This window comes from Salinicola sp. LHM, assembly GCF_034479735.1.
In the GTDB taxonomy this organism is placed as follows: domain Bacteria; phylum Pseudomonadota; class Gammaproteobacteria; order Pseudomonadales; family Halomonadaceae; genus Salinicola; species Salinicola salarius.
In genome coordinates, this window is sequence record NZ_CP140261.1 from 4,037,655 (window position 1) to 4,061,244 (window position 23,590).

At 64.5% G+C, this 23,590-nt stretch carries 20 protein-coding genes and 1 pseudogene; 14 read left to right on the forward strand and 7 right to left on the reverse strand.

Annotated elements, in window-relative coordinates; genetic code table 11:
- Positions 1-28 precede the first annotated feature (28 nt).
- From R5R73_RS18375 to R5R73_RS18390, 4 genes are all read left to right on the forward strand, one after another.
- Positions 29-1,096, forward strand: coding sequence for a spermidine/putrescine ABC transporter substrate-binding protein (locus R5R73_RS18375; RefSeq protein ID WP_322528292.1), 1,068 nt, complete (start codon positions 29-31; stop codon positions 1,094-1,096).
- A gap of 66 nt (positions 1,097-1,162) precedes the next feature.
- Positions 1,163-2,527: a glutamine synthetase family protein gene (locus R5R73_RS18380; protein WP_322528293.1), complete on the forward strand. Its 1,365-nt coding sequence runs from the start codon at positions 1,163-1,165 to the stop codon at positions 2,525-2,527.
- A 126-nt stretch (positions 2,528-2,653) separates the two neighbouring features.
- Positions 2,654-3,724 (forward strand): spermidine/putrescine ABC transporter substrate-binding protein, encoded by a 1,071-nt coding sequence (locus R5R73_RS18385; RefSeq protein WP_322528294.1) that lies wholly within the window; start codon positions 2,654-2,656, stop codon positions 3,722-3,724.
- 46 nt (positions 3,725-3,770) lie between these two features.
- A complete protein-coding gene (locus R5R73_RS18390; RefSeq protein ID WP_322528295.1) occupies positions 3,771-5,084 on the forward strand; it encodes an FAD-binding oxidoreductase in 1,314 nt (437 codons plus the stop codon).
- Positions 5,085-5,192: 108 nt separating this feature from the next.
- Here the strand turns inward: R5R73_RS18390 and R5R73_RS18395 are convergent, their stop codons facing one another.
- Entirely contained in the window at positions 5,193-5,942 is a 750-nt protein-coding gene (locus tag R5R73_RS18395) for a gamma-glutamyl-gamma-aminobutyrate hydrolase family protein (RefSeq protein WP_322528296.1), read from the reverse strand.
- Positions 5,943-6,186: 244 nt separating this feature from the next.
- Here R5R73_RS18395 and R5R73_RS18400 point away from each other — a divergent pair, with 244 nt between their 5' ends.
- The 3 genes from R5R73_RS18400 (at position 6,187) to R5R73_RS18410 (ending at position 10,563) form a co-directional block, all read left to right on the forward strand.
- Positions 6,187-7,563 (forward strand): glutamine synthetase family protein, encoded by a 1,377-nt coding sequence (locus tag R5R73_RS18400; protein ID WP_322528297.1) that lies wholly within the window; start codon positions 6,187-6,189, stop codon positions 7,561-7,563.
- A gap of 100 nt (positions 7,564-7,663) precedes the next feature.
- Positions 7,664-9,067 carry an aspartate aminotransferase family protein gene (locus R5R73_RS18405; RefSeq protein ID WP_322528298.1) on the forward strand — a complete coding sequence of 468 codons (1,404 nt, stop codon included), beginning with the start codon at positions 7,664-7,666 and terminating at the stop codon, positions 9,065-9,067.
- Entirely contained in the window at positions 9,064-10,563 is a 1,500-nt protein-coding gene (locus tag R5R73_RS18410; RefSeq protein WP_322528299.1) for an aldehyde dehydrogenase, read from the forward strand. Before R5R73_RS18405 ends, R5R73_RS18410 begins: the two co-directional genes overlap by 4 nt.
- A 90-nt stretch (positions 10,564-10,653) precedes the next feature.
- Here R5R73_RS18410 and R5R73_RS18415 read toward each other — a convergent pair whose 3' ends face one another.
- From R5R73_RS18415 to R5R73_RS18435, 5 genes are all read right to left on the reverse strand, one after another.
- On the reverse strand, positions 10,654-11,205 hold the full coding sequence (locus R5R73_RS18415) for a cupin domain-containing protein (RefSeq protein ID WP_087720990.1): 552 nt from the start codon (positions 11,203-11,205) through the stop codon (positions 10,654-10,656).
- Between the two features lie 23 nt (positions 11,206-11,228).
- Complete coding sequence (gene ruvX, locus R5R73_RS18420; protein ID WP_303855262.1) at positions 11,229-11,687, reverse strand: Holliday junction resolvase RuvX; 459 nt, start codon at positions 11,685-11,687, stop codon at positions 11,229-11,231.
- 11 nt (positions 11,688-11,698) lie between these two features.
- On the reverse strand, positions 11,699-12,256 hold the full coding sequence (locus tag R5R73_RS18425) for a YqgE/AlgH family protein (protein ID WP_303855288.1): 558 nt from the start codon (positions 12,254-12,256) through the stop codon (positions 11,699-11,701).
- A 136-nt stretch (positions 12,257-12,392) separates the two neighbouring features.
- Entirely contained in the window at positions 12,393-13,358 is a 966-nt protein-coding gene (gene gshB, locus R5R73_RS18430; RefSeq protein WP_322528300.1) for a glutathione synthase, read from the reverse strand.
- Positions 13,359-13,466: 108 nt separating this feature from the next.
- Entirely contained in the window at positions 13,467-15,716 is a 2,250-nt protein-coding gene (locus R5R73_RS18435; protein WP_322528301.1) for a prolyl oligopeptidase family serine peptidase, read from the reverse strand.
- Between the two features lie 367 nt (positions 15,717-16,083).
- Between R5R73_RS18435 and R5R73_RS18440 the strand changes: the two genes are divergently transcribed.
- From R5R73_RS18440 to R5R73_RS18450, 3 genes are all read left to right on the forward strand, one after another.
- Complete coding sequence (locus R5R73_RS18440) at positions 16,084-17,463, forward strand: GntP family permease (RefSeq protein ID WP_071231139.1); 1,380 nt, start codon at positions 16,084-16,086, stop codon at positions 17,461-17,463.
- Positions 17,464-17,507: 44 nt separating this feature from the next.
- Entirely contained in the window at positions 17,508-18,275 is a 768-nt protein-coding gene (locus R5R73_RS18445; RefSeq protein WP_322528302.1) for an SDR family oxidoreductase, read from the forward strand.
- Between the two features lie 241 nt (positions 18,276-18,516).
- Positions 18,517-19,650: an alkene reductase gene (locus R5R73_RS18450; protein WP_322528303.1), complete on the forward strand. Its 1,134-nt coding sequence runs from the start codon at positions 18,517-18,519 to the stop codon at positions 19,648-19,650.
- Between the two features lie 300 nt (positions 19,651-19,950).
- Here the strand turns inward: R5R73_RS18450 and rph are convergent, their stop codons facing one another.
- Positions 19,951-20,673 carry a ribonuclease PH gene (gene rph, locus R5R73_RS18455; RefSeq protein WP_071231142.1) on the reverse strand — a complete coding sequence of 241 codons (723 nt, stop codon included), beginning with the start codon at positions 20,671-20,673 and terminating at the stop codon, positions 19,951-19,953.
- Between the two features lie 171 nt (positions 20,674-20,844).
- On the opposite strand from rph, the gene R5R73_RS18460 reads away from it, so the two are divergent.
- The 4 genes and pseudogenes from R5R73_RS18460 to R5R73_RS18475 form a co-directional block, all read left to right on the forward strand.
- Complete coding sequence (locus R5R73_RS18460; RefSeq protein WP_322528304.1) at positions 20,845-21,708, forward strand: YicC/YloC family endoribonuclease; 864 nt, start codon at positions 20,845-20,847, stop codon at positions 21,706-21,708.
- A 94-nt stretch (positions 21,709-21,802) separates the two neighbouring features.
- The gene (locus R5R73_RS18465; protein ID WP_322528305.1) at positions 21,803-22,549 is read left to right on the forward strand and encodes a HipA family kinase; all 747 of its coding nucleotides are present in this window, start codon (positions 21,803-21,805) and stop codon (positions 22,547-22,549) included.
- Entirely contained in the window at positions 22,546-23,379 is an 834-nt protein-coding gene (locus R5R73_RS18470) for a DUF3037 domain-containing protein (protein ID WP_322528306.1), read from the forward strand. The genes R5R73_RS18465 and R5R73_RS18470 overlap by 4 nt, the downstream gene beginning before the upstream one ends.
- A gap of 73 nt (positions 23,380-23,452) precedes the next feature.
- Positions 23,453-23,554 (forward strand): annotated as a pseudogene (locus R5R73_RS18475) (endoribonuclease YicC domain-containing protein); the annotation flags it as partial.
- Positions 23,555-23,590: the final 36 nt, after the last annotated feature.

The following is a 23,590-nucleotide window of genomic DNA, read 5'->3' on the forward strand; positions in this document are numbered from 1 at the left end:
ATTGAAGAGACAACAAGGAAAAAAGCCCATGTCGAAGCACACCAAGACTGCCGCCGCCGTTGCCTTCTGCAGCCTGCTATTGGGAACCGGCGCACAGGCCGCGGAAGAGAAGCTCTATCTGTTCAACTGGACCGAGTACATGGACCCGGAGATCATCACGGCGTTCGAGCAGAAGTACGACGTCGAAGTGGTGCAGAACTATTACAACTCGCTGCCGGAGATGTTCGCCAAGCTGAACGCGGGCGGCGCGTCCCAGTACGACATCATCGTCCCCTCCAACTACTACGTGCCGCGCTTGATCGAGACGGGCCTGGTCCAGAAGCTCGACCACGCGAAGATTCCCAACTTTGCCAACGTCAAGGAGCAGTTCAAGGATCCGAGCTTCGACCCGGGTTCCGCATACTCCGCGCCCTACCAGTGGGGCACGACAGGCATGATCTACAACACCGACACCTTCCCGGACGCTCCCAACAGCTGGTCGCTGATGTTCGACCCGGAGGTCAATCCCGACTATCCGTTCGCCATCATGGGCGACGGCCAGGTGGCCATCGGCGCCGCCTGCGGTGCGCTGGGCAAGCCCTATGACTGCGACACGCTGGACAGCTGGCGCGAAGCCGCCAAGCTGATGATCGAGACCAAGAGCCGCGACAACTTCTCCGGCTTCACCGACGGCACCCCGGCGCTACAGCAGCTGGCCCGGGGCGTGACCCACGTGGGCATGTCCTACAACGGCGACTATCTCTACTTCAAGGGAGAGGATCCGGAAGCCTTCGAGCACCTGGCATTCGCGATTCCCGACGAGGGCGCCGAAATGTGGGTGGACTCCATGATGATCCCCTCCGGCGCCCCGCACCCGGATCTGGCCCACAAGTTCATCGACTTCATCCTGGACGCGAAGATCGGCGCCCAGCTGTCCAACTACAACTACTACGCCAGCCCCAATGCGGCGGCCGAGCCTTATCTCGAGGAAGCGCTGAAGCAGCCTCCCGCCCAGCCCACCGAGGAGGAGATGAAGCGTCTGCATTTCACGCCCAGCCTCGAGGGCGAGAAGCTGCAGACGTTCCAGCAGCTCTGGTCCGAAGTCCAGGCCCGATAACGGCAGCAGCCGGGCGCGGCAGGCTGCTGCGCCCGGCTGCCAAGAAACACCACACGGGACACGCTCATGAGTCACCACCAGGAATCGTCAACGCTCAAGGACTGGTTTCAGCAGCATGGCATTACCGAAGTCGAGAGTCTGGTGACCGATCTCACCGGCATTCTCAAGGGCAAGATCATGCCGGCCAGCAAGTATCTCAACGGCGGGCGGCCAAGACTGCCGGACTCCATCTTCATCCAGACCGTCACCGGGGGTTATCCCGACGACGAGGACATCCGCTTCTGGAATCCCGCCGAACGGGACATGGAGCTGGTGCCCGACCCCAATGCCGCCTTTCTGGTGCCCTGGGCTGACGACCCCACCGCCCAGATCATCCACGACTGCTACTACCTGACGGGCGAGCCGGTCGACCTGTCGCCCCGCCACGTGCTGAAGCGCGTTCTGGAACTCTACGAACAGCGAGGCTGGCGCCCGGTGGTCGCCCCCGAGGTCGAGTTCTATCTGGTCAAGACCAACATCGACTCCGACTACCCTCTCGAGCCGCCGATCGGTCGCACCGGGCGCCAGGAGAGCAGCCGTCAGTCGTTCTCCATCGACGCGGTCAACGAGTTCGATCCGCTGTTCGAGGAGATGTACGACTACTGCGAGGCAATGCATCTCGACCTGGACACGCTGATCCACGAAGAAGGCGCCGGCCAGATGGAAGTCAACTTCCAGCACGGCAACCCGCTGGCGCTGGCGGACCAGGTGGTCATGTTCAAGCGCGTCCTCCGGGAGACGGCGCTGCGCCACGGCATGTACGCGACCTTCATGGCCAAGCCGATGGCCAACGAGCCGGGCAGCTCGATGCACATTCACCAGAGCCTGGTCGACGCCCAGGGCAACAACCTGTTTGCCGGTGAAGAGGGCCAGACCAGCACCCTGTTCCACCATTTCATCGGCGGCCTGCAACGCTATCTGCCGGCCGCCATGCCGCTGCTGGCGCCCAACGTGAACTCCTATCGTCGCCTGCTTCGCCACGAGGCCAGCGGCTCGGCGCCGATCAACGTCGATTGGGGCACGGACAACCGCACCGTCGGCCTGCGGGTGCCCGTTTCCACCCCGGCGGCGACCCGGGTCGAGAACCGGCTGCCCGGGGCCGACGCCAACCCCTATCTGGTGCTGGCCGCCTCGCTGGCCTGCGGCTATCTCGGCATGCTCGGCCAGATAGAACCGCGCCCGCCGATGGTCGGTTCGGCCTGGGCCAGCGGCAACAAGCTGCCGGACGACATCGGCCCGGCTCTGGATCGCATGCGGGAGTGTACCGCCCTGGCGGAGATCCTCGGTGAACGCTTCACCAACAGCTATCTCGCCGTCAAGCACACGGAACACCGCGCGTACTTCCGCGTCATCAGCTCATGGGAACGCGAGCATCTGCTGCTGCGGGTCTGATCCCGGGCCGTGACGACGATTCGTGAGACGGCGGTTCACGAGACGGTCCTTGAGACGATGATTCTAGAGACGACGATTCGCAAGACGACGATTCGCAAGACGACGGACAGGCAACCAGGAGGCACCATGAAAACGAAGCGCTGGGCGGTCTTGATGGCAGCGGGAGTGATGAGCGGCGGCGCCCTGGCGGACGCTCGGCCACAGCTGAACCTGTTCAACTGGACCGAGTACATGGATCCGGAGATCATCGCGAATTTCGAGGCCGAGACCGGCATCGACGTGGTGGAGAACTACTACAACTCCAACGCCGAGATGCTGGCCAAGCTGAACGCCGGCGGCGACGCCCAGTACGACATCGTCATCCCGTCGGATTACTTCGTGCCGCGCCTCATCGGGGCGGGTCTGATCCAGCCCCTCGCACCGGACGACCAGGCTCTGGAAGGCATCGACAATATCATGGCGGATTTCCGCCACCCCGCCTACGACCCGGAAGACACCTACACCGTGCCGTATCAGTGGGGCGTGACCGGCATCGTCTACAACACCGACACCTTCCCCGACCCGGACCCCAGCTGGGGGCTGCTGTACGATCCCGACGTCAATACCGATTATCCCTTTGCCCTGCTCAAGGGTGATGCCCAGTTCACCTTCTCCACTATCTGCGCCTATCAGGGCGAAGGGTTCGACTGCGTCGGGCAAGCGCCATGGGTCAAGGCGGCGAAGCTGGTCATCGCCACCCGCGCCCGGGACAACTTCGTCGGCTTCGTCGACGCCACCGCCGCCATCGAGCAGATCGCCAGCGGCGTCATCCATGCCGGCGTCGCCTACAACGGCGACCTGGCCAGCAAGAAAAACGAAGACCCGGAACTCTACGGCAATATCGGCTTCTTCGTGCCCAGGGAAGGCTCGCAGCGCTGGGTGGACGTGATGGCCATCCCGGCCCGGGCGCCCCATCCGGAGAGCGCGCGCCGATTCATCGAATATCTGCTGCGCCCCGACGTCGCGGCCCAGCTCTCCAACTACAACCTGTACACCTCGCCCAACGCCGCGGCACAGCCGATGCTGACCGCCGCACTGCGCGAGCCGCCGGTGATGCCCGATGCCGACACCCGCTCCCGGCTGTCGCTGACGCCCTCCGTCGACGGCGAGCAGTTGCAGCTGCTGCAGCAGTTGTGGTCGGAAGCCCGGTCTCGCTGATCGGCCTTCGTTCCTCCCTTTCGTCCTTTCATTCATGGAGACCAGGATGGCCGCGCCTTCCGACATGAAACACCCGCCGTCAGCCCTCGAATATCCCGCTTCCTGGTATGCGGCCTCGGCCAATGCCGCGCCGGCGCGCCCGGCGCTGTCGGCCGACGTCAGCTGCGACGTGTGCGTGGTGGGCGCCGGATTCACCGGCCTGTCGTCGGCACTGCATCTGGCCGAGAAAGGCCTGAAGGTGGTCGTGCTGGAAGCCGCGCGCGTCGGCTATGGCGCCTCGGGGCGCAATGGCGGCCAGATCGTCAACAGCTACAGCCGCGACATGGACGTGATCGAAGACAAGTACGGCGTCGAGACGGCTCGTGCTTTAGGCGACATGGCGTTCGAGGGCAACCGGGTGATCCGCGAGCGCATCGCGACCTACGGCATCCAATGCGACCTGCGCAATGGCAACCTGTTCGCCGCCTGCAACACCAAGCAGCTCGAGGCCCTGAGGCATCATCAGGCGCTGTGGCAGCGTTACGGCAACGACAGCCTCGAACTGCTGGAAGGCGACGCCTACAAACGTGAGGTCGGCAGCGACCGCTATACCGGCGTGCTGATCGATCACTCCGGCGGCCACCTTCATCCGCTGAATCTGGCGCTGGGCCAGGCAGCCGCCCTGGAATCGCTGGGCGGCGTGATTTACGAGCAGAGCCCGGTCCTGTCCCTCGAGCATGGCGCCCCGGTCACGCTGAAGACCGCCGGCGGCACCCTCAGGGCCGACCGCGTCGTCATGGCCGGCAATGCCTACATGAGCGGCGTGATGCCGGAGCTCGAGCGAAAATCCATGCCCTGCGGGACGCAGATCATCACCACCGAGCCTCTCGGCGAAGAGCTCGCACGGAGCCTGCTGCCCAACGACATGGCAGTGGAGGACTGCAACTACCTGCTCGACTACTATCGCCTGACGCGCGACAACCGGCTGCTGTACGGCGGCGGCGTGAACTACGGCAGCGAAGGATCGGCCGATATCGAAGGCGTCATCCGCCCCAAGATGCTCAAGACGTTTCCGCAGCTCAAGGATATCAAGGTGGACTACGCCTGGAGCGGCAACTTCCTGATGACGCTGAATCGGCTACCGCAGTTCGGCGTCATCAACGACAACGTCTATTACGCCCAAGGCTACTCCGGCCACGGCGTGACCTGCACGCACCTCGCCGGCCGCCTGATCAGCGAGGTGATGACCGGACGTGACGAGCGATTCGACGCTTTCGCCGGCCTGCCGCACCAGCCGTTCCCCGGCGGCCGCATGCTGCGCGTGCCGCTATCGGCGATGGGCGCCTGGTACTACGAGACACGCGACCGGCTCGGCATCTAGGTTTCTCGTCATCTAGATTCCGTGACATCTAAGTTTCTTGGCATCAGACGCCGACAGGGCGCATGGGGAGGTCAAAACCCAGATGCGGGTGAGCGCTGGCAGCGCCCGTCACTGCTGACAGGCGCGGGCGAACCCCTGGAAGATCGCATCGTAGAGCGCATGCTGCCGGGGCTCCCATTCCGGGTGCCACTGTACCGCCAGGGTAAAGCCGGGGGCATCCGGCAGGGAAACCGCCTCGACCAGACCGTCCGGCGCCACCGCCTCCACGAACAGGCCCTCCGCCAGCCGGTCTATGCCCTGCTGATGCAGCGAGTTGACCCGCGCCTTCAGCCCTTCCTCGCGCTCGCCGTAAAGGCTGGCCAGGCGGCCGCCGGGCCGGATGTCGATCTCGTGGCTCGGCGCATATTGCTGTGCCTTCGACCCTTCCGGCTCGCGATGGTCCATCAGGCCGGGCACACGCTGGACGGCCTGATGCAGCGTGCCGCCAAGGGCCACGTTGAACTCCTGGAAGCCGCGGCAGATCCCCAGCAGCGGCAGGCGCCGCTCCAGCGCCAGCGGCACCCAAAGCATGGCGGCGTGATCGCGATCCAGATCGTCCCGCGTGTTTTCCGGCGCCCGCGCCGCATCGTATCGACTCGGCAGCACGTTCGTGTAGCTGCCGGTCAGCATCAGGCCGTCGAGACGATCCAGCAGCGCGCCGGCAGCGCCAGCGTCGCCGTCGCGCCAGACCGGCAGGATGACCGGCTCCAGCCCGTACTCGCGCAGCGCGCCGAGATATTTGTCGGTGACCATGTGGGCGGGGTGGCCTTCCACCTCACGGCGGCAGGCAATGACACCAACCAGGGGACGCTTCTGCATGATGCCTCCTCGGAACCGGAATCCGTTGTGTTTTTATCAACAGGTGATGGCCTGCCTTTCTTGCCACGCACCGGCCATGGAAAACGAGAAATTCGCTTAACACCCATTTAAATTCATAAACTTATTTATAAAACAGCTTGAATCTTACTTGGAAGCGAAGCGAATAATCCGTAAATAATTTGACAACAATACCGGGCAGGCGGAACACTATCAACGACCATAATAAACGATCGCAGGTGACATCATGTCCTCCCTTCCCGTCGACGAGGCTCGTGACTTCCTGGCGCGTCACCCCGCTATCGATAGCATCGATCTGCTGCTGAGCGACCTCAATGGCGTGCTGCGCGGCAAGCGGATTCCCCGGGAAAATCTCGAAAAGGCCTACGTCAACGGCATCAATCTCCCCGGCTCGGTCTTCGCGCTGGATATCACCGGCAACACGATCGAGGAGACCGGCCTGGGCCTGGACATCGGAGACTGCGACCAGGTCTGCCGCCCGATCCCCGGCACCCTGATGCCGACGCCCTGGCTGCGGGATGGCCACCAGGGACAGCTGCTGATGGCCATGCGCAACGAGCACGACGGCCCCTTCTTCGCCGACCCGCGCAACGTCCTCGCGCAGCAGGTTCAGCGCCTCGAGGCGATGGGGTACACGGCCGTCGTCGCGCTGGAGCTCGAGTTCTATATCGTCGATCGCACGCGGGACGACCTGGGCCGGGTGCAGCCGCCCCGCTCGCCGGAAACCGGCGAACGCGCGACCACGAGCCAGGTGTATTCGATTTCGGAGCTCGACGAGTACGCCGGGTTCCTGGGCGACATCCAGGCCGCGGCCGCCATCCAGAACCTCCCGCTGGACACGGCGCTGAAGGAGTGCGCCCCGGGGCAGTTCGAGATCAACCTGGTACACGGCAGCGACGTGCTCAAGGCGTGCGACAGCGCGGTGCTGCTCAAGCGCCTGATCAAGGGCATCGCCGTCAACCACGGCTTCGAAGCGACGTTCATGGCCAAGCCCTACGACGCGGAAGCCGGCAACGGCATGCATGTCCACATGAGCCTGCTCGATGCCCACGGTCGCAACGTCTTTGCCGCCGCCGACGAGAATCCGCTGGGCACCGAGATGCTGCGCCACGCCATCGGCGGCCTGCTCAGGCTGATGCCGGAATCGGTCGCCCTGATGGCCCCGAACCTCAACTCCTTCCGCCGTTTTCAGCCGGGGCTCTATGTTCCCATGGCGCCGACCTGGGGCTTCGACAACCGTTCCGTGGCCCTGCGCATTCCCTCCGGGCCCAATGCCGCACGGCGGATCGAGCATCGTGTCGGCGGCGCCGATGCCAACCCCTACCTGCTGCTGGCCACCCTGCTCGCTTCGGTCATTCACGGCATCGCCAACCGGATCTCCCCCGAGGAAATCGTCACCGGCAATGCCTACGAGCAGTTCGACCCGGCACTGACCAACAGCTGGTCTCGGGCGCTGGAGCTGCTCGAGCGGTCCGAGGTGTTGAACGAGGCGCTCGGCCAGGACTTCCTGAAAGTGTTCCTGGCGAACCGCCGTGCCGAGCGGGCATCCGCCATGCAGGTGGTCAGCCGGCTCGAGTACGACTGGTACCTGCGCCACGTCTGACCCGTGGAGCGTCACATCGGCGAACCGCCAGCGACGCCACCACGACGGCATCACCGCCGCCGATCCCAAATCCGGCACGTCCACCCAGGAGGAGCACGCCATGACATCGCCAGATGCCGCAAGACTCAAGGCGCTCGACCGCGATCACTACATGCACCCCTTCACCGATTTCAAGGCGCTGGGTGACGAAGGCAGTCGACTCATCACCGCCGCCCACGGCGTCTACATCGAGGACGACGAAGGCCGGCAGATCCTGGATGCGATGGCGGGGCTGTGGTGCGTCAACCTGGGCTATGGCCGCCAGGAGCTGGTCGACGCCGCGACCCGGCAACTGCAGCAGCTGCCCTACTACAACAGCTTCTTCAAGACAACGCACCCGCCGGCGGCCGAGCTGGCCGACACCCTCTGCGGCCTGGCGCCGGATCATATCAACCGCGTGTTCTTCACCGGTTCCGGCTCCGAGGCCAACGATACGGTGTTGCGCATGGTGCGCCGCTACTGGGCGCTCAAGGGTCAGCCCGAAAAGCAGTGGATCATCGCCCGCGACAACGCCTATCACGGCTCGACGGTCGCCGGCATGAGCCTGGGCGGCATGGCGCCGATGCAGGCCCAGGGCGGGCCCTGCGTGCCGGGCATCGCCCATATCCGCCAGCCTTACTGGTTCGACGAAGGGCGCGAGATGTCGCCCAAGGCGTTCGGCAAGGTCTGCGCCGAGGCGCTGGAGGCGCGCATCCAGGCGCTCGGGCCGGACAAGGTCGCCGCCTTCATCGCCGAGCCGGTGCAGGGCGCGGGCGGCGCGATCATCCCGCCGGAGAGCTACTGGCCGGCGATCAAGGACGTGCTGTCGCGCTACGATATCCTGCTGGTCGTGGACGAGGTCATCTGCGGCTTCGGCCGCCTGGGCGAATGGTTCGGCAGCGTTCACTACGATCTCGAACCCGACCTGATGCCGATCGCCAAGGGCCTGTCGTCCGGCTATCTGCCGATCGGCGGCGTGCTGGTCGGCGACCGAGTCGCCCGGACGCTGATCGACGACGGTGGCGAATTCCATCACGGCTTCACCTACTCCGGGCACCCCGTCTGCGCTGCCGTTGCGCTCGAGAACCTCAGGTTGATGAAGAGCGAAGGCGTCGTCGAGCAGGTGCGCCAGGTAACGGGGCCGTATCTGGCCAAGCGCTGGAAGGCGCTAGAACGACATCCGCTCATCGGCGAGGCCCGCTCCCTGGGGCTGATCGGCGCGCTCGAGATCGTCGCCGACAAGGCCTCCGGGGCGCGCTTCGACAAGTCTCTCAAGGCCGGCGAAACCTGCCGCGACATCTGCTTCGAGCTCGGGCTGGTGATGCGCTCGGTGGGCGACACGATGATCATCTCGCCGCCGCTGGTCATCACCGAGGCCCAGATCGACGAACTGATCGCGCTGGCGACGGCCGCGCTGGACGAAACGGCACGCCGGCTGCAGGCCCGAGGGGCCACCATTTCGGCAACGAAGGAGACAACGACATGAGCCTGACGCCAACGCTGGCCGACTGGCAGGCCAGGGCCGCCACCCTTGCCGCCAGCCTCGAGACGCGCGCCTTCATCGACGACGAGTTCGTGGCGGCCGAGAGCGGCGAGACCTTCGCCACGGTCAACCCCGCGACGGGAGAACCCCTGGCCGACGTGGCGAGCTGCGATGCCGCCGATGCCGACAAGGCAGTGGCGCTGGCCCGCGCGGCGTTCGCGCGTGGCGACTGGGCACGGCTGGCACCCACCGAGCGCAAGCTCGTCATGCTGCGCCTGGCCACGCTGATGGAGAGCCATCGCGACACGCTGGCCCTGCTCGACACGCTGGACATGGGCAAGCCGATCAACAGCGCCCAGAGCGATGTCAGCGGCGCCATCGGCTGCATCCGCCACCAGGCCGAGTCGATCGACAAGCTCTACGGCGAAGTGGCACCGACCGGTGACAATACCCTTGCGCTGGTGCTGCGCGAACCGCTGGGGGTCGTCGCTGCCATCGTGCCGTGGAATTTCCCGCTGATGATGACGGCATGGAAGATCGGCCCTGCCCTCGCCGCGGGTAACAGCGTCATTCTGAAGCCCTCCGAGAAGTCACCGCTCTCCGCGCTGTATCTGGCCTCGCTGGCGCACGAGGCGGGCCTGCCGAGCGGAGTCTTCCAGGTGCTGCCGGGCTTCGGCCACACCGTCGGCAAGGCCCTGGCGTTGTCCATGGAGGTCAACTGCCTCGCCTTCACCGGCTCGACCGGCGTCGGCAAGCAGCTGCTGCAGTATGCCGGGCAATCCAACCTGAAGCGGGTGTACCTCGAATGTGGCGGCAAGAGCCCGAACATTGTCTTCGCCGACTGCAAGGATCTGGACCGGGTGGCCCGCCACGCCGCCGAGGCGATCTTCTACAACCAGGGGGAGGTCTGCATCGCCGGATCACGCCTGCTGGTGGAAAATAGCGTGCGCGAGGCCTTCGTCGACAAGCTGCTCGCGGCCGCCGAATCGATGCAGCCGGGCGATCCGCTGGACCCGGAAAGCTTCATGGGCGCTATCGTCGACCGCACGCAGTACGAGCGGGTGCTGGACTATATCCGCCAAGGCGTGGAAGAAGGGGCGCGGCTGCGCATGGGGGGCAAGGCACTCGACGGGCCGGGCCTGTTCATCGGCCCGACCGTCTTTGACGGTGTCACCGACGACATGGTCATCGGCCGGGAGGAGATCTTCGGTCCGGTGCTGTCGGTGTTCGGCTTCGATACCGAGGACGAAGCGATCGCGATGGCCAACGACAGCGACTACGGGCTGGCGGCCGGCTTCTGGAGCCAGGACATCGATCGCATCATGCGGGTCACGCGGCGCCTCCAGTCCGGCCAGGTCTTCGTCAACAACTGGGCCGGCGGCGACCAGACCGTTCCGTTCGGCGGCGTCAAGCAGTCCGGCAACGGGCGCGACAAGTCGCACCACTCGCTGGAAGAGTACTCCGAACTCAAGAGTGTCTGGATGTCGCTGTCGCCGTGAAACCGGCGTCATGAACCCGTCGTCATGAATCCGGCGTCATGAACCCGTCGTCATGAAACGATACCGCTCGTGGCAGGCCGCCACGAGCGATCAGAACGTCTTGGCGGGGGTGGCGCAGCTGACGAGCCGGCAGGCCGACTTGCCGGGGTTGCGGAAGCGGTGCGGGATGTTGGTGTTGAAGTAGTACGCCTCGCCCGGCGACAGTGTCCGCGTCTGGGCGCCGATCGTGATCTCGATCTCCCCTTCGAGCACCACCCCGGCTTCCTCGCCCTGATGGGCGATCATCTCGCGCCCGGTATCGCTGCCGGCCGGATAGGTCTCGATCATGAACGACAGCGCCCGCGACTCCCGGTTGGCTCCCACCAGCTTGTAGATCACGTCGCCGGTGCCGACGTCGGTCAGCTCGTCGGCGCCGAAGAAGACCTGGTTCCGGTTCTCCAGATCCATGGTGAAGAAATCCCCCACGCTCATGGGAATGGCGTCGAGAATCTTCTTCAGCGAGCTGACGGAGGGGCTGACCTTGCCCTGCTCGATCAGTGACAGGCTGGAGTGGGTCACGCCACAGCGCTTGGCCAGCTCTCGCTGGGAGATGCCGCGAAAGGTTCTCAGGGCTCGCAGGCGGGCGCCGACATCATCAGACATCCATTCTCTTCCTCAAGCGATGGTCACCGTACGTCGGGGATACCGGACGGAGGCGACTCGCGGTTGAACCAGCTTTCCAGAATCAACTGCGCGGCGATGCCATCCACGCCGCGATCGCGATAGTTGCCCTTGTGGCCCTGTCCCTGGGCGATCAGCTTGGCGGCGCGGGTGGTACCGCGCTCGTCGAACATCTCAACCGGCTTGCCGAAGCGCCCGTGCAGGCGGTTGCCGAACTTGCGCGCACGCACGCTCATGTCGGACTCGCTGCCGTCGTCGTGGATCGGCAGCCCCACCACCAGCAGATCCGGCTGCCACTCCTTCAACAGTTTCTCGACCTTGATCCAGTCGGGAATCCCGTCGCGGGCGGTCAGCGGTTCCAGCCCGCTGGCGGAGCACAGCATCTCGTTGCCGACCGCCACGCCGATACGCCGCGTACCGTAGTCGAACGCCATGACGAGACGCCGGCCCAGCTTGTCATCCATCGCCACTGCCATCAGGCGTGCCCGGCGTCGCGGGTCATCAGGTTGAGATCGACCCCGAGGATGCCGGCGGCCGCGCTCAGACGCTGCTCCGGCGGGCGGTCGAACAGGATCGCGGCGTCGCCTTCGACGGTCAGCCAGGTGTTCTGCTTGAGCTCGTCCTCGAGCTGGCCGGACTTCCAGCCCGCGCATCCCAGCGTCACCAGGTACTGTTCCGGGCCGCGTCGCTGGGCGATCGCCTGCAGCATGTCCATCGAGGTGGTCAGCGCCAGACCATCGGCGACCTGAATGCTGGAATCCCAGTCGCTGGCGTTGCCGCGATGCAGGATGAAGCCGCGGTCGCGGTAGGTCGGCCCGCCGTTGTAGACCAGCACGTCGTTGTGCGGGCCGGGCTCGGATTCGATATCGAGCTGCTCGAACAGCCCGTCCAGCGTCAGCTCCGAGGGGCGGTTGACGATGACGCCCAAGGTGCCGTCGTCGTCATGATCGCAGAGATAGGTCAGCGTCCCCGCGAAGTTGGGATCTTCCAGGTGCGGCATCGCCATCAGGAAATAGTGCTTGAGGCTCTGCATCGGCGTGGGCATGGATGTTGGCCTGATCGTTGACATAGGGCTCCGTCGGGCATCGCGCAGCGGCCCGGCAATCAGGCCGCGAGCCGCCAGTAGAGGAAATGGGTCCAGTGTACCACCTGTGCCAGGCTTGACCCGATCAGCCCCGGCTTTCCAGACGTCTGACGATCGCCGCCATCAGCTGGGCGGCGATATCGGTGCCGCGCTGGTCGTCGATTTCGCGCACGCAGGTAGGGCTGGTGACGTTGATCTCGGTGATGTAGTCGCCGATCACGTCGAGGCCGACGAACAGCAGGCCCTTCTCGCGGATCATCGGCTGCACCTGCTCGACCAGCCAGTAGTCGCGATCCGTCAGCTCGCGGGAGACGCCGCGGCCGCCGGCGGCCAGGTTGCCGCGGGTCTCGCCGGCGCTGGGAATGCGCGCCAGCCCGTAGGGCACCGGCTCGCCGTCGACCAGCAGGATGCGCGTATCGCCATCCTTGATCTCCGGCAGATAGCGCTGGGCCATGACCTGGCGCTGGCCACGCTCGGTGAGCTGCTCGATCACCGCGCCGAGATTGCGGCCTTCGGGGCCGATATGGAAGATGCCGGTGCCGCCCATGCCGTCCAGCGGCTTGAAGATGGTGTCGCCATGCTCGGCCTGGAAGGCGCGCAGCACCGCATCACGGCAGGAGACCACCGTCGGCGGAATGCAGTGGGCGAACTGCTGGGCGAACAGCTTCTCGTTGCACTCGAACAGCGCCCGGGTCGGGTTGACCACCAACGTGCCTTCCCGCTCGGCAAACGCCAGCAGATGGACGGCGTTGAGGAAGTGGCTGTCCACCGGCGGATCCTTGCGCATCAGGATCACGTCGAGCTCGCCCAGCGGCATCGCCTCGCGCTCGCCCAGGTCATACCAGTGCTGCGGATCGCGATGCACCTTCAGCGGGCGCACGCTGCCCATGGCGCGCCCTTCGTAGAGGTAGAGATCTTCCTGCTCGAGATAGTAGAGCGACCAGCCCATCGCTTCCGCCGCCCACAAAAGCGTCAGGGTGGTGTCCTTCTTGTAGGTGATATCGGCGATGGGATCCATCACCACGCCTAGCTTAATAGCGTTCTGGCTCATCGATCGGGTCTTCCAGAAGAGGTATTGAATGGGCCGCAGTATGACGCAGCTCTCGCCGCGTCACCAAAAGAGATCGCGTTCAAAGCTCCCCGCTCGGCCTCGGATGCCTCACTCGCCATCACCCAGCTCGTTCCACAAGAACCGCCACGCCAGCGCGCCCAGCTTCGCCCGCTGGGCATTGTCTGCCGCGCCGCCGTGGCCGCCTTCGGTGTTTTCGTAGTAGTAGACGTTGCCCGCGCCCATCGCTTCCATGCGCGCCATCATCTTGCGGGCGTGGCCGGGGTGGACGCGGTCGTCCCGGGTCGAGGTGGTGAACAGCACCGCCGGATAATCCACGCCCTCGCACAGGTTGTGATACGGCGAGTAGTCTTTGAGGAAATTGTCCCAGTCGTCGCTGTCCGGGTCGCCGTACTCCGCCATCCACGAGGCGCCCGCCAGCAGCAGGTGGTAGCGCTGCATGTCGAGCAGCGGCACCTCGCACACCGCCGCAGCGAAGTGATCCGGGTAGCGGGTGATCATGTTGCCGACCAGCAGGCCGCCGTTGGAACCGCCCTGGATGCCGAGCTTGTCCGGCGTGGTGACGCCGGTGGCGACCAGATCCTCGGCGACGGCGGCGAAGTCCTCGAACGCCTTGTGCCGTTCGCCCTTGAGCGCGGCGCGATGCCAGCGCGGGCCGTACTCGCCGCCGCCGCGAATGTTGGCGACCACGTAGGCCCCGCCGCGGGAAAGCCAGCTGCGCCCGGCGCCGGCGATGTAGTGCGGCGTCAGCGAGATCTCGAAGCCGCCGTAGCCGTAGAGCAGCGTCGGCAGCGGCGCGGTCGGCCTGTCAGCGTTGCCGTTCGCCGGATCTCCCGCGCCGGCCGGCAGCACCAGAAAGTAGGGAATCGACGTGCCGTCCAGGCTGGTGGCGAAGCGCTGCGTCACCTGCATGCCTTGCGTCTCGAAGAAGCTCGGCGCGCGCTTGACCGTTTCCGGCGGCGCGTCTAGTTGCGCCAAATCCCGATGTTTCAGGTCCAGGCGCGCCAGCGTCGTGGGGGTGAGATAGTCGGTAATGATGACGAAGACCTCGTCGCTCTCCTCGTCGTCGACGGCCGCGACGCCGATCTCGCCGGTCGCGGGCAGCCCGGCCAGCGGCCGCGGCGACCAGTCGTCGCCCTGCCCCGGCGTCAGTACCTGCAGGCGATGCTTGACGTCCTCGAGGACATCCAGCACCAGGTAGTGCCGTGTCCACTCGAAACCTTCCAGCGAGCGGTGCGCATCCGGCACGAACAGCGTGGTGAAGTCGCGATCGCCGCGCTTGAACGTCTCGTAGTCGATCGCCAGCAGCGCACCGCTGGGATACGTCACGGCGGCGTCGTTCCCGCCGTTCCCGCCGTTCCCGCCGTTCCCGCCGTTCCCGCTATTCAGGGTCCAGTCCTCGCGCAGATGGACCAGCAACCATTCCCGATGGACCGATGCCTGGGCGGAGAGCGGCACCTCGATGGGCACATGCTGTCCATCCGGCGTGATTTCGAGCAGACGCTGCTCGTAGAACGCCAGCGCGTGATGGATGAAGTCGCGTTCGAAGCCGCGAGTGCTATCGTGGAAGGCGACGGCCATCAAATCCTGCTCGGCGGCCTCGAAGACGGTTTCCGCCTCGCTCAGCGGCTCGCCCCGCCGCCAGCGCTTGACGCGCCGCGGATAGCCGGAACTGGTCAGCGAATCGTTTTCCGAGCCCGAGTCGGCGCCACCGAAGTCGGTATAGACGAACACCGTGTCGCGGTCGATCCAGCTCATGCCGCCCTTGGCCTCCGGCCGCGTGAAGCCGTGTTCGCCTTCGCGATCGACCCCGCCCCCGACCCAGCGCTTGCCGATGAGATCGAACTCGCGGGTGACGTCGGCATCCGCGCCGCCGCGGGAGAGCGAGATCAAGGCGCGCTCCCAGGGCTCGCCGGGATGCGCCGGTTCCAGGCAGCTCGCGCCGTGCCAGACCCAGTTCTCCCCTTCGGCGGCGTTCAGCGCGTCGACGTCGATCAGCACCTCCCACACCGGTCGCGGCTGCCGATAGGAATCCCAGGTGGTGCGTCGCCACAGGCCGCGCGGATGTTCGGCGTCCTGCCAGAAGTTGTAGTAATGCTCGCCGCGTTTCACCACGAACGGAATGCGGTCGTCGGCGTCCAGAATCTCGCGCAATCCGGTCTCCAGCGACGCGAACTCGGCGTCCGCGAAGCGCGCCAGCGTCCGGCGGTTCTGGTCCTCGACCCAGGCCAGCGACTCGGCGCCATCTATCGCCTCCAGCCAGCGGTACGGGTCTTCGTTCGGGACGCCGGCCGTCTCGGGATCGGCCGACTGGTAACGACAAGGCGGAAAGTGAAGCACGGGCATCTCCAGAAAGCGGTCCAGAAAACGGTTCAAAAACCGATTCAAAAACCGATTCAAAAAACGGTTCGAAAAAACAGCTCGAAAAAACAGCTCGAAAAAACAGCTCGAGAAAACAGTCGTGGCTGCCGTTGAGCCTAGCATGCGCCAGTGACTCATGGCTGATGGCCGCAATGATTGCAGCCATCAGGCGATAAAAAATTGGCGATACGTGACCAGCTGTCCGACGCTGAGAGTGACCCAGCCAGTGTTGGCCGTATCTGGCCACCGCTCAGACCGTTCGCGCGGCCGGCCACCAACGTCGTATTGGCCGTGCTCTGGCTTCGTGCAACGGTGGCATCGCAATGACCACTTCCGGGAGAGCCTCATGGACGACTGGACGCAAACCCTGACGGCAGGACCGCTGTTGGGTATCGCCGCTGCAGCGATCGCACTGCTGCTGATCCTCATCATTCGCTTTCATCTGCACGCCTTTCCGACACTGGTGCTGGTCAGCCTGCTGACCGCGTTCGCCACCGGCATCCCCGCCGGCGCCATCGTCGATACCATGACCGACAGTTTCGCCGGCACGCTGGGTTCGGTGGCACTGCTGGTCGGCTTCGGCGCGATGCTGGGCAAGCTGGTGGAGCACTCCGGCGGCGCCCAGGTGCTGGCGGAACGGATGGTATCGCTGTTCGGCGAGGCCCGCGCCCCGTTCGCGCTGGGCATCGCTTCGCTGATCATGGGCTTTCCGATCTTCTTCGATGCCGGCCTGATCGTGATGCTGCCGATCATCTTCGCCGTGGCCAAGCGTCTGGGTGGTCCGGTGCTGCTCTACGCCCTGCCGGCGGCGGCGGCGTTCTCGGTGATGCACGTGTTCGTGCCGCCGCATCCCGGCCCGGTCACCGCCACCGAGCTCTACGGCGCCAACCTCGGGCTGGTGCTGCTGGTGGGCATCCTCATCGCCTTCCCGATGTGGTATCTCTCCGGTTACCTGTGGGGGCGCTTCGCCGCCAACCGCTTCGATTTTCGGCTGGAAGTGAGCCTGTTCGGCGGCCAGGACAACGACGAGATTCAAAATCCGCCTGGCGTCGGCACGGTCATCGCGCTGCTGTTGCTGCCGCTGGCACTGATCTTTCTCAACACCGGGCTCGACTTCGCCCGCGCCGCCGGCGTGGCCGACAGCGACGCCACCTGGTTCCAGTTCCTCTCCTCGCTGGGCGAGACGCCGATCGCGCTGCTGATTTCGGTACTGGTGGCGATCTACGTGCTGGGCAGCCGTCGCGGCGAAGGCGGCAGCGCCCTGGAGAAGATCGTCGACTCCTCGCTGGGGCCGATCTGCTCGGTAATCCTGATCACCGGCGCCGGCGGCATGTTCGGTGGCGTGCTGCAGGCTTCCGGCATCGGCGATGCGCTGTCCGATTCGATGAGCGACCTGGGCCTGCCGGTCATCGCCGCCGCCTACCTCGTCGCCGTGGTGATGCGTCTGGCGCAGGGTTCCGCCACCGTGGCGCTGGTGACTGCCGCCGGGCTGATGGCGCCGGCCGTGGCCAATGGCGATTTCTCCGCCATGCAGGTGGTCGCGATCACGCTGGCCACCGCCGCCGGCTCGGTTTTCGCCGGCCACGTCAACGACTCCGGCTTCTGGCTGGTGGGCCGTCTGCTGGGAATGGATGTGAAGACCACGCTGATGACCTGGACCGTGCAGCAGGCGCTGGAGTCCCTGGTCGGGTTCGTGCTGGCCTGCGTGGTTTACCTGATTTTCTAGATCGCAGACGCGCTAGCCATTGAGATTGGCCATAAGGGAGAACGATGAAAGACCTATTCGACATTCGAGACCGGCTGGCGCTGGTCACCGGTTCCACGCGCGGGCTGGGCAACGCGCTGGCCCACGGGCTGGCCGAACAGGGCGCCCACGTGATTCTTCACGGGCGCCGGCAGGAAGCGGCCGAGGAAGCCGCCCGGAAGCTGGCAGCGGAAACCGGCGCCAGCGTCGATGCGGTGGCATTCGACGTGACCGATGCCGAGGCCGTGAAGGCCGCCATCGACCCGCTGGTCGAGCGTCTCGGCGTGCCGGACATTCTGGTCAACAACGCCGGCCTGCAGAAGCGCGCCCCGTTCAACGACTTCGACCCCGCCGACTGGGAGGCGGTGATCGCCACCAACCTCTCCAGCGCTTTCTATGTCTCCAAGGCGCTGAGCCCGGCGATGTCCGAGCGCGGCAGCGGCAAGATCGTCAATATCGGCTCGGTGCAGTCGAAGCTCGCCCGGGAAACCATCGTGCCCTATGCCGCCTCCAAGGGTGGCGTGGCGTTGCTGACCCAGGGCATGGCGGCGGATCTGGCCCGCTACGGCATCCAGGTCAACTGCCTCTCCCCCGGCTACTTCCAGACCGACATGAACCAGGCGCTATGGCAGGACGACGACTTCAACGCCTGGATCGAGAAGCGCACCCCGGCGCAACGCTGGGGCCAGGTCGAGGAACTGGTGGGCACGCTGATCTACCTCTGCTCCGGCGCATCGAACTTCGTCTCCGGGCAGAACGTGTTCGTCGACGGCGGCATGACCTCGGTGGTCTGAACACGCCTCACGACAGCGATCCAGCGATCCAGCGATCACCGCTAGCCGGCGATAGCTTTCCTGTATCGGGCCAGTCGCAAGGATTCATTGTTGGCTGGCTAATTGTTTCCTAGACTTTGGTCCAATGACCGCGAGCCCAGATCGGGCTCGTTTTGCTTTTGGCCTGACGTCACAAGGCCCAATGTCATCATTGATTACGACATCATCGCTGATTACGGCATCGTAAAAAGGAGTTCACGATATGACATCGCTTTTCGAACCGTTCGATCTCGCCGGTACCCGCCTGAACAACCGCATCGTCATGGCGCCGATGACCCGCGCCCGCGCCAAGGGTGACGTGCCCGACGAGATGGGCGCGCTCTACTATCGCCAGCGCGCCAGCGCCGGGCTGATCATCTCCGAAGGCAGCCCGATCTCCCGCGAGGGCCAGGGCTACCTGTTCAACCCGGGCATCTTCGGCCCCGACCAGATCACCGGCTGGAAGAAAGCGACCCAGGCCGTGCATGAACGCGGCGGCGTGATCTTCTGCCAGACCTGGCACGTCGGCCGTGTCTCGCATACCTCGATCCAGTTGAACGGCGCCGCGCCGATCAGCAGCTCCGACAAGCAGGGCGGCATGGCCTTCGGCTACAACGAAGACGGGCAGCCCGACATGCTGGCGGCCACCAAACCCCGCGCCGCCACGACCGAAGAGTGCCGCCGGCTGGTCGAGGATTTCGGCCAGGCCGCGCTCAACGCGCGCAATGCCGGCTTCGACGGGGTCGAGCTGCACGGCGCCAACGGCTATCTGCTCGAGCAGTTCATCAATGGCGGCCTCAACGACCGCACCGACGAATACGGCGGCTCGCGGGAAAATCGCTGCCGCCTGCTGCTCGAATCGATCGACGCCTCCATCGCCCTGATCGGCGAGCATCGCGTCGGCGTGCGCCTGACGCCCTACGGCACGCTGTTCGACATGCCGCTGTATGACGACATCGAAGGCACCTATCTCTACCTCGCCGAAGAGCTGAGCAAGCGCAACCTGGCCTATGTCCATATCATGGATCAGGGCGCCCAAGGGCAGAACGCGCTGCCGCGCGAGTTCCTGCGCAAGTTCCGCGACGCCTATCACGGCACGCTGCTGTTCGCCGGCAACCTCGACAAGGCGGAAGCGCAGCGCCTGGTCGACGACGGCATCATCGACCTGCCGGTGTTCGGCCGCCCGTTCACCTCCAACCCGGATCTGGTCGAACGCCTGCAGAACGACTGGCCGCTGGCCGAGTTCGATCCGGACACCTTCTACGGCGGCGATGCTCGCGGCTACGTCGACTTCCCCACCTATGAGGAAGAGCAGGCACGCCTGGCACGCGAGAAGATGATCAAGGAAAAATCCTGATCCCGGCTCGCGGATCGCGCTGACGATCGTTCGAGACGGTCGTCGCGAATCATTGCATCATCCACAACGAGAAACGCCCCGATCACAGGATCGGGGCGTTTCTCGTTTGCCTGTCGGCAGGCGTTAGGGAAGCGCTGAATAAATCGTCGAGCAGGATGAAGTAGGCGGCATTCAGTCGCAAGGCGCACGGAGCGCAGCAACCGGAGCCTATGGGGTATAGGTGAGGATTCCGACCGGGCTGGCGCTCCAGCACCGCGCAACGCAGCGATTCGCCTGCGCAGACATTTAGGCAGTGTTTCCTTAGCGGCGGATGCCCAGCGCCTCATGCTGCTTGGCGAACAGCGCCTGACAACCGCTCTCGGCCAGATCGAGCATGCCGTTGAGCTCGGCGCGGGAGAACGCTTCCGCTTCCGCCGTGCCCTGCACCTCAATCAGCTTGCCGTCTTCGGTCATCACCACGTTCATGTCGGTATCCGCGGCGCTGTCTTCCGGATAGTCCAGGTCGAGTACCGGCGTGCCCTTGTAGACGCCCACCGAGATCGAGCTGACCAGTTGACGGAACGGATCGGTCTTGATCATCTTCTTGCGCTGCATGTACTGCAGCGCCTCGACCAGCGCCACGCAGGCCCCGGTGATCGACGCCGTGCGCGTGCCGCCATCGGCCTGCAGCACGTCGCAGTCGACCGTGATGGTGAACTCGCCGAGCTTCTTCAGATCCACCGCCGCCCGCAGCGAACGGCCGATCAGGCGCTGGATTTCCAGCGTGCGCCCGCCCTGCTTGCCCCGCGCCGCTTCACGGCCGCCGCGGGTGTGGGTCGCGCGCGGCAGCATGCCGTATTCCGCCGTCACCCAGCCCTGGTTCTTGCCGCGCAGCCACCGCGGCACGCCGGCCTCGACGCTGGCGTTGCACAGCACTTGGGTATCCCCGAAGCTCACCAGCACCGAGCCTTCGGCGTGACGGGTAAAACCGCGGGTCAGCGTGACCTCGCGGGGCTGATCGGGTTGTCGTCCACTCGGGCGCATGAAAGCCTCTCGATCCAAAACATCAATGATAGAAGCGCCACACCGAAGGCGCCTCATGGAGGCCGGCCATTCTACACGGGTCAGCCGTACATTCACGGCTAGCGAGCGGCGGCCAACGCCGTCACGGATGGGTTACACTCGACCGACAGCTCGACGATCCAAGGAATTCCCATGCCCCACAGCATGACCGCTTTCTCCCGCCAGACCCATGAGGCCAACTGGGGCAGCCTGCAGCTCGAACTGCGCTCCGTGAACCAGCGCTACCTGGAGCCTCACTTCCGCCTTCCCGATGCCCTGCGCGATCTCGAACCGCACTTCCGCGAAGCGATGCGCCAGCGTCTCGCCCGCGGCAAGGTGGAGTGCTCGCTGCGCTTCGACCCCGCCGAAGGCAACGCCGCGCCCGGGATCAACGCCGATCAGCTCGCCGCGCTCTCCCGGGCGCTGGAACAGGTTCGCGCCCAGTTGCCGGAAGCACCAATGCCCAACGCGCTGGAACTGCTCGCCCACCCCGGCGTGATGGCGACCCAGCGCCTGGATCTGGAGAGCGTCAAGACCGCCGCGCTCGAACTGTTCGACACCGCATTGAACGACCTGCAGACCGGCCGCGCCCGCGAAGGCGAGCGCCTGGCGGAACTGATCAGCGACCGGCTCCAGGGCGTGCGCGAACAGGTCGCCGTGGTTCGCGCCCACCTGCCGACGATTCTCGAACGCCAGCGCAAGCAGCTGATCGAACGGCTGGAAAGCGCCAGGGCCGAACTCGAACCGCAGCGGCTGGAAGCGGAAATGGTGATGGTGGCGCAGAAAGCCGACGTCGCCGAAGAACTCGACCGGCTGGAAACCCATGTCACCGAAGTCGAGCGCCAGCTCAAGCAGAAAGGCCCCATTGGCCGCCGCCTCGACTTCCTGATGCAGGAACTCAACCGCGAAGCCAACACCCTCTCCTCCAAGGCCATCGTCGCCGACACCACCCGCTGCGCGGTGGAGCTGAAGGTACTGATCGAGCAGATGCGGGAACAGATTCAGAATCTGGAGTGAGCAAATCGGTGTCGCTCCTACATGGGCTGCCACTGATCCAGATCATTTTACGAATGGGAAGTACAGCCAGGAATCGCCTCATGAAAGGCATGTCATGATTGAACCGACGCTAAAGGCGGTAGAGATACTGAGACGGTCCGAGCAAGGTCTTTGCCGGCCTTTTTTAATCAGGGATGAAAAGGGTGACATCTACGTCGTAAAAGGCGTGGATGGCATAGGAAAAGCGGCCCTGACGTCAGAGCTGATATGTGCCGAGCTCGGTACACGCCTAGGGCTCCCCATCCCTTCGTACGGATTAATGAAGATACCTCAGCCATTGATCGACTTTAGCGCGACCGATGGTGCGAAAGACCTGGAAGGTGGACCGGCTTTCGCCAGCCGACTGATCGAGAACGCGACTACACTCATCTATCCCCAGATTAATCACGTCGAGACTGCCCTTCAGCAACGTGTGCTAGTGTTCGATAAGTGGGTCAAGAATGGCGATCGACGTCTCACAGCGCTAGGTGGCAATGTCAATCTCCTCTGGTCTCCTGATAAAGGCCTGAGCGTGATAGACCACAACGTATCTTTTGCGATGGAATCACAGGATGATGAGATCCTAGAGAATCACGTGTTTAGTGATCAGAGGCATTGTTTCGACGACATGATGACCCGCGCGGAGCATATCGCCGCGCTTGACATGGCCTTGGCTGGCTGGGATAGCATCATCGGCCTTTTGCCGGAGGCATGGATCTACCGAGATCCTTGGGATGAAGACTCCGCGATAAGCCCGACTCTCGATGAGCGGCTCGAGCTGCTGCAACGATTCAACCATGACGATTTCTGGAGACTAGCATGAGCACCTTCTGCAATTACGCGGTGCTTCGATTCCAGCCCTACCCCGAGACAGGTGAGTTCGCGAACCTGGGGATCGTCATGCTCTGTTCCGATGGACAGTTTCTTCAGCGCGTCGAAACACGGACTCGCAAACGAGTCACCGACTTCTTCGACAAGCTCGATCCTGGCGTTTTTCGGCGGGCACGCCATGAATTCGCCGATGAAATAAAGCGCGTCGCGGAACTCGCGAACGCCAATGCTGGCGACTTCGTGCTTCAGATGGGTCTGTTCAAGCACCTGATCGCGCCGAGCGAGACCATGTTCCGCTTCGGACCGCCAGGCACGATCGCCTCCAGCGATCCTGTTCGGACGCTGGACGAGCTCTTCAATCGCTATGTCCACCACGACTTCGATCAGCGAGAAGAGGCTGAAACGACGATCAAGCGCCGCCTCAACACGCTGCTCAAGGAACAGTTTGCCGATCGCGTTTATCGCGAGGAGCGTCTAGGCGACGAGCTCTATCATGTCACCTTCCCTTTCGTGTGGCGGCACAACGAGCACACGCCACTTCAGGCTATCCGGCCGCTCTCCTTCGACCTGGACGATCCCAAAAGCATTCTGGACAAGGGCGACCGCTGGATCATGCAGATGAATCGTCTGGCAAAGCATGGTGGTATGCCGGAAGACACGGTATTCGTCTGCCAGGCACCTCGGAGCCAGGACGCCAAACGAGCGCAGAGCTACCGGGAAATTACCGCCGAATTGTCCAGCACTCGGCATATTCGCGTGATACCCCAGGAAACACCGGTAGCGCAGATGCGGGAAATGCTGGGCGAAACCATGCGCCACTGAGAGCAGTGCAAACTCTCGAGTAGCACCATCTACTACAGGTTGGCATTGCCACCGCCCAGACTCCCTGAAGCCAACCCTCTCCTCCAAGGCCATCGTCGCCGACACCACCCGCTGCGCCGTGGAGCTGAAGGTGCTGATCGAGCAGATGCGGGAGCAGATTCAGAATTTGGAGTGACGATGCCAAGCTCGATAGCGACAGAATTGGCAGCTT